The 15,023-nt window shown below is 48.0% G+C and carries 14 protein-coding genes; 9 read left to right on the top strand and 5 right to left on the bottom strand.

Translation table 11 applies throughout. From position 1 onward, the window contains the following. Positions 1 to 244 precede the first annotated feature (244 nt). The 3 genes from ADU23_RS06860 to ADU23_RS06850 all read left to right on the top strand — a co-directional run bounded on the left by ADU23_RS06860 (position 245) and on the right by ADU23_RS06850 (position 4,564). Positions 245 to 1,546: a histidine--tRNA ligase gene (locus ADU23_RS06860; protein WP_053373064.1), complete on the top strand. Its 1,302-nt coding sequence runs from the start codon at positions 245 to 247 to the stop codon at positions 1,544 to 1,546. A 248-nt stretch (positions 1,547 to 1,794) separates the two neighbouring features. Beyond that, the gene (locus tag ADU23_RS06855) at positions 1,795 to 3,702 is read left to right on the top strand and encodes an alpha/beta hydrolase family protein (RefSeq protein WP_053373063.1); all 1,908 of its coding nucleotides are present in this window, start codon (positions 1,795 to 1,797) and stop codon (positions 3,700 to 3,702) included. Between the two features lie 340 nt (positions 3,703 to 4,042). Then, a complete protein-coding gene (locus tag ADU23_RS06850; RefSeq protein WP_053373062.1) occupies positions 4,043 to 4,564 on the top strand; it encodes a tubby C-terminal domain-like protein in 522 nt (173 codons plus the stop codon). Positions 4,565 to 4,862: 298 nt separating this feature from the next. On the opposite strand, the gene ADU23_RS06845 is transcribed toward ADU23_RS06850, so the two are convergent. From ADU23_RS06845 to ADU23_RS06825, 5 genes are all read right to left on the bottom strand, one after another. Then, on the bottom strand, positions 4,863 to 5,669 hold the full coding sequence (locus ADU23_RS06845) for a stalk domain-containing protein (protein ID WP_053373061.1): 807 nt from the start codon (positions 5,667 to 5,669) through the stop codon (positions 4,863 to 4,865). A 157-nt stretch (positions 5,670 to 5,826) separates the two neighbouring features. Next, positions 5,827 to 6,321 carry a glutathione peroxidase gene (locus ADU23_RS06840; RefSeq protein WP_053373060.1) on the bottom strand — a complete coding sequence of 165 codons (495 nt, stop codon included), beginning with the start codon at positions 6,319 to 6,321 and terminating at the stop codon, positions 5,827 to 5,829. A gap of 148 nt (positions 6,322 to 6,469) precedes the next feature. After that, complete coding sequence (locus ADU23_RS06835; protein ID WP_053373059.1) at positions 6,470 to 6,958, bottom strand: hypothetical protein; 489 nt, start codon at positions 6,956 to 6,958, stop codon at positions 6,470 to 6,472. A 106-nt stretch (positions 6,959 to 7,064) separates the two neighbouring features. After that, positions 7,065 to 8,042 carry an aldo/keto reductase gene (locus tag ADU23_RS06830; protein ID WP_053373058.1) on the bottom strand — a complete coding sequence of 326 codons (978 nt, stop codon included), beginning with the start codon at positions 8,040 to 8,042 and terminating at the stop codon, positions 7,065 to 7,067. A gap of 47 nt (positions 8,043 to 8,089) precedes the next feature. Next, the gene (locus ADU23_RS06825; RefSeq protein ID WP_053373057.1) at positions 8,090 to 8,539 is read right to left on the bottom strand and encodes a MarR family winged helix-turn-helix transcriptional regulator; all 450 of its coding nucleotides are present in this window, start codon (positions 8,537 to 8,539) and stop codon (positions 8,090 to 8,092) included. A 201-nt stretch (positions 8,540 to 8,740) separates the two neighbouring features. Between ADU23_RS06825 and ADU23_RS06820 the strand changes: the two genes are divergently transcribed. From ADU23_RS06820 to ADU23_RS06795, 6 genes are all read left to right on the top strand, one after another. Beyond that, positions 8,741 to 8,977, top strand: coding sequence for a DUF6953 family protein (locus ADU23_RS06820; RefSeq protein WP_053373056.1), 237 nt, complete (start codon positions 8,741 to 8,743; stop codon positions 8,975 to 8,977). A 307-nt stretch (positions 8,978 to 9,284) separates the two neighbouring features. Next, entirely contained in the window at positions 9,285 to 9,650 is a 366-nt protein-coding gene (locus ADU23_RS06815) for a hypothetical protein (protein ID WP_053373055.1), read from the top strand. Positions 9,651 to 9,901: 251 nt separating this feature from the next. Next, positions 9,902 to 11,245 (top strand): extracellular solute-binding protein, encoded by a 1,344-nt coding sequence (locus tag ADU23_RS06810; protein WP_053373054.1) that lies wholly within the window; start codon positions 9,902 to 9,904, stop codon positions 11,243 to 11,245. A 72-nt stretch (positions 11,246 to 11,317) separates the two neighbouring features. After that, positions 11,318 to 12,211, top strand: coding sequence for a carbohydrate ABC transporter permease (locus tag ADU23_RS06805; protein WP_231637330.1), 894 nt, complete (start codon positions 11,318 to 11,320; stop codon positions 12,209 to 12,211). A 120-nt stretch (positions 12,212 to 12,331) separates the two neighbouring features. Then, positions 12,332 to 13,120, top strand: coding sequence for a carbohydrate ABC transporter permease (locus ADU23_RS06800; RefSeq protein WP_053377508.1), 789 nt, complete (start codon positions 12,332 to 12,334; stop codon positions 13,118 to 13,120). A 72-nt stretch (positions 13,121 to 13,192) separates the two neighbouring features. After that, on the top strand, positions 13,193 to 15,016 hold the full coding sequence (locus ADU23_RS06795; RefSeq protein ID WP_053373053.1) for a sensor histidine kinase: 1,824 nt from the start codon (positions 13,193 to 13,195) through the stop codon (positions 15,014 to 15,016). Positions 15,017 to 15,023 lie beyond the last annotated feature (7 nt).

Here is a 15,023-nt window from a genome sequence, read left to right as displayed (position 1 = left end):
TAAAGTTGCGCCGCATGCTTCGATTCGCTATAATCACTATAATTCAAGTCGAAGGGATTGGGTATTATGTACACACTCCAATTGAATCAGCATCATTATTTCACCAAGCGTTAGCACCCCTGATCAATATTCAGGGTGGGCTAGCGCTTCTCGCGTTGGCCTCCCTGCAGCATACGATGCGCGCAGGACCAAGAGGTCCTGCGCGTTTTTTTTATTCCAATAAATGTAGAGAGGAATGATCGTGATGCAAAATGTAAAGGGGACTTACGATTATTTTGGCAAAGAACAGGCGCTGCGGAGACGGATTCAGGATACCCTCCGCGATAAGTTTGAGCTTTATGATTTTAATGAAATGGTGACGACCGAGCTGACCGAACTTGATTTATTGACCTCAAAATACGCAGGCGGCGATGAAATTATAAAAGAAATGTACCAGCTCACCGATCAGCGCAGGCGACGATTAGGCTTGCGGTACGACCTCACGATTCCATTCGCGAAAGTGATCGCTTTAAATCCGGGTATGGAATTGCCGATTAAACGGTATGAGATTGGGAAGGTGTTCCGAGACGGCCCCGTTAAGCGCGGAAGGCTGCGGGAGTTTTTGCAATGCGATGTGGATGTGGTTGGTGTGAAAGGCCCCGAGGCTGAGGTCGAGTTGATGCAGCTGGCAATCGACGTGTTCCGGTCGCTTGCCATCAAGGTTCAGCTGAAATGGAATAACAGACGGTTTCTTGGCGAGATTATGGCAGCCATCGGCGTTCCCGCAAGCGAATCGCTGTCGGTCATGCTGACGCTGGATAAGCTTGCGAAGGTGGGAGAAGCCGGCGTGAAGCTGGAGCTGGCCGAGAAAGGGTTGGCTGACGAGGTGACGGAAGCTGTCATTGAGCTGATTGCCTTGCAAAATCCTACGTTTGAGGAAGTTATGGACAAATATGGCCTGCGAGGCAGCGCCGGGGCGCTGGAAGTGCTGGCTGTAACCGATATTTTGCGTAAGCTTGGCCTTGCGCAGGATTGCGCATTTGATCCTTTTCTCTCGCGAGGGCTATCATTCTACACGGGGACGGTCTACGAAATTTTCGAAACGTCAAACGGCTTCGCTTCGAGCTTGGGCGGCGGCGGGCGGTATGATGCGATTATCGGACAACTGGTCGGCAGGGACGATACCGAGTATAGCGCCGTAGGGCTATCGTTTGGCATGGAGTCGATTATGGCGCTGCTCGAAAACCGTGCGTCGGAGCCGTCCTCCGCTCCCGTCATTCTCATACCTGTTGGCGTGACGGCTGCGGAAATGCTGCAAGCGGCGGCCGAGCTGCGCGCCAGCGGGATTCGTGTGAAGCTGGATACTAGCGGACGCAAGCTGAAGAACATTCTTGCCTCGGTTGCAGGCAGCGGCATTCGTTATGCGCTGCTTCTGGGCGAGACGGAGTGGAAAGCCGGAATGGTGAGACTAAAGGATATGGCTGAGCGGACCGAGCGTGAAGTGAGCTTGGACGAAGCGATATATGTGCTGGAGAACGAAAGCTGTCCCCTATTATTCGCTAATTAATGAAAGGAGAGCGGCCATTTCGAACAGATGCTTTCTGTTTGAAATGGCTGTTTCTGCCTTCCGAAAGATAGGACAAGCAGGCGGCCAAACAGTGATTGACAGCGTTTTCAAACTAGCATATACTGGGAACAAGTTAATAATGTGACGGAGACATGGAGATTCACAACAATTGCTTATCCTATTTTGGGTTTGCTTTTGATGGGAATCTTTTTTTGTTCCTCACAAACCAAAGGGAGGTCGTTATTAGGATGAAACTTTTCTTCTCTAGGCCTATCTCGATTATTGTCGCGCTTGTGGTTGTGCTGGCTGGCTGTTTGATCGCGAGCAATGTGCAAACAAGCGGCGGCAGCGTGAAAGTATCGGACGTAAGGTTTGCCGGCGACGGGGGCAATATGCTTAGCGGCCTGCTCTATACACCGGCAGACATGGACCCGAGCAAGACGCATCCTGCCGTGCTGACGATGCACGGCTACATCAACTCCCGTGAGGTGCAAGACCCATTCAATATCGAATTCGCGCGCAGAGGTTACGTGGTGCTTTCCATGGATATGGAGGGTCACGGTTATTCCGAGCAATCACCGCTTGATCCTACAATGAGAGGATCGCTGGCTAGCCTTAGCTACCTTAGAAATTTAGCCTTCGTCGATAAAGAGAAAATCGCGTTAGAAGGCCATTCGATGGGCGGCTGGTCGGTGCTGGCAGCAGCAACGGCGAAGCCGGAGTGGGTCCATACCGTAATTCAAGAGGGCTCTTCAACCGAGACGTTTGGCTCCGGTGAAGTGACTGCGGAGACGCCTTTCAATTACGCGATTGTGTTCAGCAAATATGACGAATTCGCCCCGCTCATGTGGGAGGTGCCGAAGGCATCCCAAATTGTGGGCACCGATAAGCTCAAGAAAGTGTTCGGCACGGCTGAAGCGGTAGTTCCAGGCAAGCTGTACGGCTCTTTTGAAAATAAATCGGCGCGTTTGCTCTATATCCCGAATGTCATTCATCCTGCAGACCATTGGTCGACTGCAGCGGTCGGCAATGCAATTGATTTCCTTCAACAAGCGATGCCTGCTCCAAACGCCGTTGATCATAACGATCAAACATGGCGCTTGAAGGAATATGGCACATTGCTCGCGTTAGTCGGAGCTTTTATGCTCATGTTCTCCGTAGCAGGAAATTTGCTTGGAACGAGCTATTTCCGCAGAGTCATCCAGCCATTGCCAGAGCCGCGCGGCGTCCGTCCGGGAGCAGGCTGGGTGCTTGGCGCTTTTGTTGCAACGGCAATTCCGGCGATTACCTTCTTCAAATTCCAAGAATGGGGAAGCAAATGGATGCCGGCAGGCAGCTTCTGGTCGCAATCGCTCACGAATGGCTTCGTCATTTGGATTCTTTTTAACGCGGTTATTGCTGTTGTCTTGTTCGGATTATGGCATAGGTTCGTTAACCAGAAGCAGGGAGCTTCCTTGCGGCACTACGGGGTATCCGGTCAAGCCGGTTTCTTCGGACTAGACATTGGAGCAATGGGCAGAGCTCTTGCGCTTGCTCTTCTATCTGTTGGAAGCGTGTATGCAACGACGGTTGCCGCAGCTGCGCTTTTCCACATCGATTTTAGGATATGGGTGATGGGCCTGAAGGTGATGAGTATCGACCAGCTGTCCCTGATGCTCAAATATACGCTTCCTTTCCTTATTTTCTTCTTAGTGAACGGTCTGCTGCTGCATGGTCAATTCAGGCTTAAAGAGAGCGGCTCTGAAACAAAAACAGCATGGAAATGGTTTCTCTCTAACGCGATGATCAATACAACCGGCATCCTTGTCCTCATTCTCATCCAATACGTGACGATGTTCGCAACAGAGCAGCTCTTTTGGAAATCGCAGGCGCTGCTTGGCATCGTAGCTTTCCAATTCGTTCCGGTAAACATCGTAATGGCGCTCGTGTCGACTTATTTCTTCCGCAAAACAGGCACCATCTATGCAGGCGCATTTGCCAATACGCTCTTGATCACCTGGTACATCGTCGCAGGGCAAGCGATTCAATTCGCAGGCCAGCCAGCCTCCAACACGACAGCGATTGTCATATTCGCCATCTCAGCTGTTATTGTTGCTGCTGTGCTGTTCTTGAGAGGCGGCAAAGCTGTGAGCAAAGGGAAGAGCACGTCTGCTTAACGAGCATTTCTGCATATAAGGGCTGCTCCAAAAGGTCTGAGACCTTTTGGAGCAGCCCTTTGTTTATGTTATGTTCTCCTCCCGATATGGGGCAGGTGAAAGACCGTATGTTTTTTTGAAAGGAGCTTTGAGTCCTGTGCGTTTTTTTTTATTCCAATTCAAAGAGAATCACCGCGCAAATGCTCTTTCGGAAAAGACGAGTTGACTTTGCGTGGATAAAAAATAAAAACTAAAGGGTATTATTGAAATTATTTCCTTAAATAAGCGAAGCGCTATCTAGAGTATGGGCGCTTGTTCGTGTTATCCCGTATGCGAGTATTTCTTTTTAAAAGGAGTCAATATGATCTATAAAGCCATAATTCCTCTTCTGCGGATGAGCACCTCTCCGGTATTGATCAACGACGAAATAGGCCAAGCCGTAGGAACAATGAACAGGTATCACTCTAGCAAAATACAAAGGCTGATGAATACTCTTTTTGATAATGTAGTGAATAATGTTCAGGCTTTTAACCTAGAGGGTGAAGTTCAGGCAGATATTAAAGAGATAAACACAATAAAAACATTGCTTATGGAAAAATGGCATGTCCGCTTGCGGGAACAACATTTCATATGCGAGAAGCGGACGAAGATTAGAACACATCCGCAGTTTTATTATGAGAAGGGCACGGTTAAGGTATGGATAAAAAAAGATTTCACAGATAGAACCATCCGATTTACCGTGGATCAAGTCGTCGTTGCCGAGGTTTATCCAGAAGGGTTGCTGCCGCCAAAATCCAACCATCTTACATTTAAAATATGGGATGCTCGATTTGATATTTACGAAATTGCGTCATTATACTATGTGTTTAACTTGAAAAACTAGCTGATTCCTGTGTGTTAGATCCATTGCAGCTTTACAGGATTAACAGGAAAATATCCATCTAATTTTCTAGCGGGGGCGGCAAATAGAGCATTTAGCTGGAAAATCTCCCGTTAAAAGCAGCACTCTTACTCCAAATGGGCATATATTTGAAAATTAACGGGAGAAAATCCTGCTAACATTAATTTTCAACGGTAATCGCTTCGAATAACAGGAGTTTTTCCCGCTAATCTTGCTGCTTTCAGTGCGCTATGGGGAGGGGAGGGCCTCAACCAGAGGCGCAAGCTGCTCTTTTTTTGGACTATGCTCCCGAAATAGGTGTGGAGATCTTTGTGAAGCTCACACGATCTACCTTCCACGTCTTATCCACATAAACCAGATTCATTTGTCGAATAACGGAAAAGATTTCATAACCATCATGCCCGGTGTCCAATGATTGCGAAAGCCTTGCAGTTGTCCGGCTCAAATAATTGGGGGAGATTAGAGGAGCGCCAAACTGATTCTTGTATTCAAACCCTTTAGTTTGAATAATCGCATTAATGAGACGATCTGTGAAGTAAGGCTTAAAATAAGTCCGAATCTGCTTGATGGAAGACAAATCGGTTGCTTCGTTCAATTTATCGGATAACCGTTTCAAATGGGCAGCCGTTGCTTTTTGAGAGGAAGCAGGCTGAGTTCGTTCGATATTTACGATAATCTGTTTTCCATTCAACGTAATCGTTGCTTGTTGGCCGTACGGATTCCAGTCTACACCCGCTCCTAACGTTTGGCTGACAAATCGCAGCGGAACAAAGGTCGTGTTCTGGATTAAGACGGCTGGAACGTCCAGCTCAATTTCAGACTGGTTGACGAGCACTTTTTTGGAGTTAACGGTTAGCAGCAATTCGGTGTCGTCTTTGTTGATTTTGATGGTTTTGAGCTTCTGATTCCACTCCACGGCAGCGTCTAAATTTTGAGATACGTCGCGCAAAGGGATAAGCACCCGATTGTTCTTCAATTGGCCGTTATAAATCTCTACGGGCCGGCTATCTGCAAAGCTGCAAGTTGAAAAAGCAGGGACAGCAAGCAGGGCAGAAGCCAATAACGTTAACGTCAACTTTCTAAACATTTATTCCTCCCGAAAATATAAAGATTATATAGTCCTTTCTTATATTAAGTAGACGTAAATCTGATCAGAAAGTTACAGGCGGTCAAAATCACCAAAGTAAACTTTGCTAATTTTGACCGCCTGTTAGACGTTCGTATAGGAGAAGCTTTTCGCAGCTTTAAGCGTGGGTAGGCACTTTCAGCAGTTTCTGGATATGCTTTTCGATTTGCTCAGGCGTATCCTTTGATCCGAAGCGCTTCAGTATTTTGCCGTTCTGATCGACTAGAAACTTCGTGAAGTTCCATTTGATCGATTTGGAGCCTAGGAAGCCGCGTGCTTCATTGGTTAGGAGCTGGAACAACGGATGAGCAGTGCTGCCGTTCACATCGATTTTCGCAAATAGCGGGAAAGATACTCCGAAGTTGATTTCGCAAGCTTCAGCCACTTGGCTGTCATCGCTTAGCTCTTGATTGGCGAACTGTGAGGAGGGAAAGCCAAGCACGGCGAAGCCTTGTTTATTGTACGTATCGTGAAGCTTTTGGAGACCCTTGAACTGCGTGGCGAAGCCGCATTTGGTTGCTGTATTTACGATGAGCATAACTTTCCCTCTGTAGGGGGCAAGCGTTTGTGATTCACCTCTAATCGTCTTTACGTCAATATTGTAAATGGACATAGGGATAACCTCCAATAACCGATTTTATATTTTGTATAATTAAATTGTAAACAATTTATCATGCGATGTCAATTTATATTTAAAGGCTGAAAGCAAAAGAGAGGCTGCCCGCATCGATGCTCGGCAGCCTCTCCGTTCCATTTTATTATTAGATAACGACATTCGCAGCCCCGGCTTGACGAAGCAGAGTTTCCGCTTCAGCCGCCGATTCTGTTTCGATAATGAGTAAATAACGTCCGAGCTCCACGGCATCGCCGCATTCCTTGGCATGCTCCGCTGGAATGCCGATGTCATGCAGCACATCATGGGTACTCGGGTATTGGTCTGGATCGTTCACGATTGGAACAAAGCCAGTCGGACTGCCGCTTGCGCCAATCGATCCGGCCGTGTAGCCGCCAGCAGCGAGCGGTACGGCTCCTACCGGAGGTACAGCCCTCTCGATTAGAGGCTCCTGAGCTTCGCGTATTTCATAGACTTCTTCTACAGGGACATCTGATTGAGATGCTAGTATGGGGGCCGACTCCTTGTTTTTTACGACAATTCGAAGGTTGTAGTCATTCCATGCATTTGCTTGAAACCTTTTGATTGCGTCCAATACGCTTTCTTCTTTCTTGAAAATGCCGATGGTCACCGTCATGGTGAGCCCTCCTCTCGCCTTATAGCTATAATGAGGTACAGCTACTAATACCCTTCCCTCACAGCTTTGAATCGAGATTCGGATTGAAGATTCGAATAAGCTCAGCTCAGCGACAGACGAACCGTGACACCTCGCTGATTTCGTTAATTTCATCAGCCGTCAGTTTGAAGCGCATCGCCTTCACGTTTTGTTCGGCGTGATGGATTTTTGATGCGCCGGGAATGGCGAACACCGTCTCTCCATGAGCGTGGATAAGCCAGTTCAGCGCCACCTGCGTTGCGGTCGCATCGTAATGGACAGCCATTTGCTCCAGCGAATCTATGAGCGGCTTCGAGCGGCTCAGTCCCTCTTTGCGGAAAGCAGGGCTCCATTTGCGCGGACCGCTTATCGATTTAACCAACTCGGGGTTATGATGAAACTTTCCGCTTAATATGCCTTGCTCAAGCGGAGAGTATGCGATAATAGCAGCGCCAAGCTCCTGCGCGGTTTCCAGTATGCCGTTCTGCTCGATTCGGCGGTCAAGCAGGCTGTACTTCACTTGATTGGATGCGAGCCGCAGGCCATGCTCCCGCAGGACGCGGTCAGCCTCGCGCATTTGCTTGGCGGAGAAGTTGCTGACGCCTACATGCTCAATTTTGCCGGCAGCCGCAAGCTTCGCCATTTGCTTCATCTCACTGCTTACGGATGATAAGGAGAAGGGCTGATGCACCTGATACAGGTTAATCGTGCGGCCTTCAAGCAGCTTTATTCGTTCGTCGATGGTGCTGCCGATACTGCTGGCTGTGCGCATAAACGGCCACCATTTGGTCGCAATGAAGACAGGATCATTCGCAGGTATCGTTTCGCGCAGCGCACGCGCGAGCAGCTGCTCGGATTGGCCGTTGCCGTAAATTTCGGCTGTATCGAACCAGTTCATCCCGCCTTCATAGCTGGTTTTGACAATGTCATTAATGATGCTGCCCTGCAGAACAGGCCAAAACTTTCCGACGAGGCCTTTGCCGTTGCTGAACTGCCAGCAGCCGAGGCCAAGTGGAGATAATTGCAAATTCGTATGGCCAAACGGCCGGAGTACGGATTTTGTCATTGCTTATTGCCTCCTGGATAAGTAGTGGGAGCACTGCTTATTGGCAGTTACTCTTTGGCAGAGCTTTGCTGCATGCGATGAAGGAATTGATGCATAAGCTCCAGCATCGCAGCTCCTTCTTCCGGTGTTCCGTCAAGCTTGCATGCGAGCTGGTAAGGGAAATCAAGCGCTTGTTCCTTCAAGGCTCTGCCTTGCTCAGTCAGCTCGACCAAGACGCTGCGCTCATCATTGCGATCGCGCGTGCGAGTGATATGGCCGGCAGCTTCCAGCTTTTTGAGCAATGGAGTCAAGGTGCCGGAGTCGAGGTAAAGCTTGTTGCCGAGCGCAGTTACTGTGACGTGATCCTGCTCCCATAGGGCGAGCATCGTCACATATTGGGTGTAAGTGAGGTCTATTTTCTCCAACATCGGCCGATACAGCTTCGTTATTTCTCTGGAACAGGCATAAAAGACGAAGCAGATTTGGTTGTCGAGTTTTAACAGATCGTTGCTATCCATGTTGTTGTCCTCCAAAGGAAGGTGAATTTATTTTTTATCGTGCCATCCAATCACTTTATTTCGTAAAATTAAATTGTGATAAATATAATATAGAGGAAATGACAATAAACTGTCAATGAAAGCGGCGCCGCGACTATTGTTGAAGTTATACGTTTAAGTATGCTATAGTTACAGCGTTTATTTGATGAAGGAGTGAGCAGGATGTCCCATACGGCTAATGAAGTTGCAGAGTGGATGCTGAACGAGTTGAAGGAAAAAGGAATTTTGCACCAAAGCGCTGCCGTTGAGCATATTAAAAGCCAGTTTGGCGAATCTTTTATATATGTGAATGAGCATGGCAACCAATCGATCGATAAAGAAGTGAAGAAAGTATTCCGTAAGCTGCACAAAGGGAAAGCGGCATGGGAGAGAGACGGCTTCTTCTGGGGCTGGAGCTAGTTTTTGAAATAGGCGTTGCAGCTGCATGGCTTGATGCCGATGCACGAATGGTGCAACGCCTCGGGGTACCATCCATTTATAAATATGAGCTGCAATGATGCAGCTTCACCAACATATCGTCCATTTTGGATGAACAACTTGACAAAGGTAACTGTAATCATTAAACTTACAGTATGGAAGTCACGAATTAGACGGCGCTAGAGCCTCGGGAGTCTCAAAGTATCGTCTACTTTTTTAAAGTAAATGTACTAAAAAAAGTTACAGTTAAAAGGGTATTCTTACTATTAGGGATAGGTGGTGTTGGAAGATGAAATTCAACATAAGCGACTGGGTGCAAGGTAAAACGAAAGATGGCGAGCTTATTCACGGGTTTGTCGAAACGATCGATATTTTGCAAGGTTTCGTGACCGTAAATGTAGTGAAATCAGATAACGAGGAAGTCATAGGGAAAATCGTTGCCGTTCGGTCATCTTGGCTCAAAAACGTATCCGACATTGCATTAGATGATGCCCAGGTTTTTCAAAATTCAATCGACCTGGCATTGGATACTTGGGATGAGGCTTGGTTTATGGAGCTTACGAATTCCCAGAAGGCAAGCGAGGAAGCAGCCAAATCCGGAGACCGTTCCAAAGTATATTCATTCCCTGTCAATCGACTCGGCCAATCCGCTTAAATAAGCGGGTTCGGCTTTTAAACCATAGCAGTGCCTATAAGAAGGATGATGCCAAGCAAGCTGCTGGCGTCATCTTTTTTATTTGCGCGGGAAGAGGGACAAATCCATCTATTTGAATTTAAAATGGGTAAGGGAGTCATCAAATGTGATTGAAAATTTCAACATGAGTGGTTGATTTTTTGCATTACGGGAAATTGTCATAAATTGTACAGTTATACGTGTAAGCGATATCAAGCATAGGGGGAAACAGTATGATAAAAAAACGAGTGATGGGCGCAGTGCTGGCGACAGCGCTAACGTTCACTTTAGCAGCCTGTGGGGGAAACAATGTAGCGAGCAATAGTGAAGGCGGGGCGGCAACAGGGAATGCTCCAGCTTCGGAAAAGCCGGAAGCGAAGAAAGTAACCCTTACCTTCCAAACGCTGCAGACAGACAAAAGCACGCCGTCTTATCAGGTTGAGGAAGAGATCGCCAACAATTATATGAAAGAGTTTCCGAATGTAACGATCGAATGGGATCGTCTTGATACGGAGCAGCAGAAGGTTAAGCTGAAGACGCAAGCCGCATCAGGCGAAGTGTCCGACATTACGATGGTTAATCCGGGCGCGCAGCTGCAGCCATTCGCGAATGGCAAAGTGCTCGCGCCGTTAAATGATATTTTGGACGATGAGCTAAAAGGAACGTTCCTCGAGGGCGTGCTTGATTACTACTCCTTCGACGGAAATGTGTATGCGCTTCCTTATAACATGAATATCGCAGGCATTTACTATAACAAGGAGCTGTTCGAGAAGGCCGGCGTACAGCCGCCAGCGACTTTCGAGGACATCCTTGCATCGGTTCCAAAATTTAAAGAGGCAGGCATCCCTCCGATTATGCTCGCAGGCAAGGATAAATGGCCGCTTTCCTTCATGTTCACGAACATTTTGCAGCGCGTGAACGGCGGACCTAAATTTTTGGATGATGTTGTAGCCGGCAAGAAAAGCTTTACGGATCCTGTATTCGTGGAAGCGATCCAGAAGACGCAGGATTTGATCAAGGCTGGCGCGTTCCAAGAAGGAGCAGCTACTTATGATTACAATACCGCATCGCAACAATTCCGTGACGGCAAAGCTGCCATGTACTTCATGGGAACTTGGGAAATTGCATCGATTGACGCATCCGACGCGGTAAAAGGGAAAATCGGATTCCTGTCATTCCCGACTGTTGGCGGCAAAGGCAGCGCGACCGATTACGTTATTGCGCCAGGAACGGCATATGCGCTCGGCGCAAACAGCGAGCATTTGGAAGAAAGCAAAGCGTTCTTGAAATACCTCCTTCTGAACTACCCGAAAGTAGCTTTTGACAAAAAAGCGGCTGTTGGCTTGGCGCAAAAAGTAGAAGGTGACCTGAAAGCGGCAGGCTACTCCGATCTTGCGGTTGATGCGATGGGCCGTTTCAATGAAGTGAAGGGCGGCGACATGAACTTTGACAACGTGATCGAGCCTGCAACGACACAAACGCATTTGACTGGCTTGCAAAGCTTGCTGATCAAGGATGTTAAAGCGGAAGATTTGGCTAAAGAACACCAAAACACATGGGAATTGAACAAAAAATAAAAAAATGGATGCTGCAAAGGGAACCGGGTGGTTCCCTTTGCAGGTTCTAGCAGAGCATAGGAGGGAATTCATGTGAACGGTGTGTTGAGAGTAGGCAAAGGAACGTTAGCCGTCTTCGTTCTTCCCTGTTTATTATTTTATTTGGCTTTTGTTTTTGCGCCCATTCTCGTATCGGTATACTATTCCTTTGTGGAATGGGCCGGGATGGGAGAGAAAACGTTCGTTGGGCTTGATAACTATCAAGTGTTGTTTACGAAAGATACGATTTTTTGGCCGGCTGTGCTAAGAACGCTTTATATCTCGTTGTTCTCGCTTGCGCAAATCCCGATTGCCATACTGGTAGCTGTGCTGCTGAGCCGTTACGTCAAAAAACCGAATTTTTTAGTGTCCAGCTACTTTTTGCCGGTTATTTTATCGGTAGTGGTCATCGGCCAGCTCTGGAAAGCGATCTATAATCCAGCTTCGCTTGGCGGAATGCTGAATCAACTGCTTGATGCTGCGGGACTGCAATCTTGGACCAGAACCTGGCTGGCGGATACCGACATCGCGATTTTTGCACTGTGCTTCGTTATTTTCTGGCAGTATATCGGCTATCACGTTCTGATTCAATTTACGGGGGTTCAAAATATTTCGACGGATCTCTACGAGGCAGCGAGCATAGACGGCGCGGAAGGCTTCAAGGCGGATCGCTATATTACGCTTCCCTTGCTAGCCCCGGTGATCAAAATTTCCGTCGTGCTTGCCGTCATCGGATCGTTAAAGGCATTTGATCTGATCGTCGTCATGACAGGCGGCGGACCGGCCAATACGACAGAAGTCATATCGACGCATATGTACTATATGACGTTCAATTCATTCAAATATGGATACGGCAGCGCCATCTCAACGTTCCTTGTCATTTTCTGCTTAGTGATGACGGTTGTGTTGAACCTGCTGTTCAAGCGTGCAGAAGAGGCCGCCTCTTAGGGAAGGGAGCTACGAGAGATGATTACAGACGCAGCAAGCAAAAAGGTTACGAAATCACCGTCTACAAAAACAGAGAGCTTCGATACCCGCAAATTCAGACGAGCCGGAGCATGGGTGTTCATGGGGATACTAGCTGTCACGCAGCTTTACCCGCTCATCTGGCTCCTGTTATATTCCTTTAAGACCAATAGCGAGATCATGTCGGGGCAATTTTTTGCACTCCCGAAATCGCTGCAGTGGAACAATTACACAGAAGCCTTTACTTCCGGCAATTATATGAAGTATGTTGGAAATAGCATTATCGTAACGGGAACGACGCTCATCTTAACGCTGGTGTTCAGCGGAATGGTATCGTATGCGATCACGAGGTTCAGATGGCGTTACGGAAGCACTATTTTGCTTCTGTTCATGGTCGGGATCATGATTCCGATTCAGTCGACGCTGCTGCCGTTAATGATTATTTTCAAAAACATGCATCTGCTCAACACGCATTTGTCGATCATCATTCCTTATGTCGCCTTCTCGATTCCGATTGCCGTATTTATTTTATCGGGATTTCTAAAAGGCATTCCGCATGAAATCGAAGAATCCTCTATGATCGATGGAGCATCGATTTATAGAACTTTTTTTAGCATTATCCTTCCTATTATGGTGCCGCCGATCATGACGGTCACGATTCTGACGTTTATATCCATTTGGAACGAATATATTATCGCAGCAACATTCCTATCCTCTGACTCGCTCAAAACGCTGCCGTTTGGACTCAATAGCTTCGTTGGCCAATATACGGCGAATTTCGGCGCAATCGGCGCTTTCCTTGTACTGGGCGCGCTGCCCGTCATCATCGTTTATTTCATACTATCGGAGAAGATTACGAAGGGCATGGTTGCTGGCGCGGTTAAAGGCTAAGCGGATGCAAGGAAAGGCTGGTGACAGCCTTTTTGCGTTTGAGAGATTGGAATGTTTGTAGGGGGTACGTTTTTGAAAAGGCTAAGGCTCAACTCGTTCGGCGCGCGGCTGCTGCTCTGGATATTGCTGTCTACTCTCGTTCTTCTTAGCGGAGTGACCGGCGTGTTCTATCATTACACGACGAAGCAAATCGATATGCGTGTCGGCGAGGCCGCGCAGCGAAACGTCTCGCAGGCGATGGACAATTTCACGCTTCTTACGAAAGGGTACGACAGCCTCACGAAGTCGATTATCGGCAATGTGGAAATTCAGCGCCTGCTGTCGAAGGAAGAGACGGATCCTAATTTGCAGTTCAACAAAGAGCTGGAGATGATGAGCGCTTTAGGCTCCATTCTGTACAGCTATAACGATGTGAAGGGGATTCACGTCATTACGAGAAACGGCAATGTGTACAGCTACGAGACGACAACACATGCGTTAAATCGTGGTTTTTTGAAAAATGAGTGGTATCGGCAATTAGAAGGCTCGGACGGAGCGATGGTATGGGGCGGCATGCTGGAGGAGACGCTGACAGTCAGGGATGATGCCGTATTTGTGTTCGGCAGAGTCATGACCAATCTGTCTACAACGCGAGAGTTAGGCGTTCTCCTTATTGAAGCCGATCCCAAATCGTTCATTTCTTCGATGAACAATCTGACGATCAAGCCGGATAGCCGCTCGTACGTTTATTCGGAGACGAACAGATTGCTCGTGTCCTCAGGCCCCAATAAGGAAGCTGCTCCGACATTGTCGGATTTGGCGCGTTATTCGTTTCTTGATGAGGCGACGGACAGCAGTGATTCCAGCCGTTTGATCGTAACGGCGCGGGATCAGAAGCTCGGCTGGAAGCTTCTGAGCATTACGCCTAAGCCTGTAACGATGGTCGAGCGGGCAGAAGTGAACCGTTATTTTATTATCGTGACTTCTTCGCTCGTGTTACTAGCGATTATGCTGGCTGCCTTTCTATCGAGATCGATTTCGAGACCGATCAAGTCGATCGTGCAGGAAATGAGGCGAGTCGAGCGCGGGAATTTGAGCACCAATCTGGTTTCGATGCGATCCTATGATGAATTCAATTATTTGAATGAGCATTTCAACCGGATGATTACCGAAATTAATCAGCTTGTGGAGCGTGTGAAATTGGCGGCGGCAAGCGAGAAAAACTCAGAAATTCATGCCCTGCAATCGCAGGTGAATCCGCATTTTTTGTACAATACGCTTGATATGATCTATTGGCTGCTGGATGAACAGGGCAATGACAAGCCTGCGAATTTGGTTCTTTCTTTATCGCGGATGTTCAGATATAGCAGCGACTGGCGGAGCTCGCTCGTCAGCTTGAAGGAGGAGCTTGATCAGATCAATCATTATCTGACGATCATACAAGCGCGCTCCGATGGCCGGATACGGGTAGACATCAATAAAGACGAGCAATGGCTGCAGACGCTTTTGCCCAAAATGACTCTCCAGCCGCTGATTGAAAATGCCGTTATTCACGGCTTGACGCAGCGCGAGGCGGAGGGGCTCATTCAGATCATGACCTCCGAAGAGGGTCAGGTGTTGTATATCCATATCAGAGATAACGGCAAAGGGATGACCAAGGAGAAGCTGGAGGAGCTTCGGCAATCGCTGAGACATGCGGAGCGGCTGGACTGGAGCCAGCTGGAGGAAGAGATGCGTGCGCATAGCGCCGAGCCGCAGGTTTATGGGGATTCGCTGCGTTCGGGCACGGGTTTTGTAAACGTGCATAGGCGGCTTGTGCTGGAATATGGCATTGGTTATGGCATTCAAATACAGAGTGAAGAGAATAGCGGAACGACGGTCACCGTGATGCTTCCCGTATTAAAGCCGCAGCCTTAAACGGCTG

The organism is Paenibacillus sp. FJAT-27812, assembly GCF_001273905.1.
GTDB lineage: Bacteria > Bacillota > Bacilli > Paenibacillales > Paenibacillaceae > Pristimantibacillus.
This window is presented reverse-complemented; position numbering and strand designations above follow the sequence as displayed.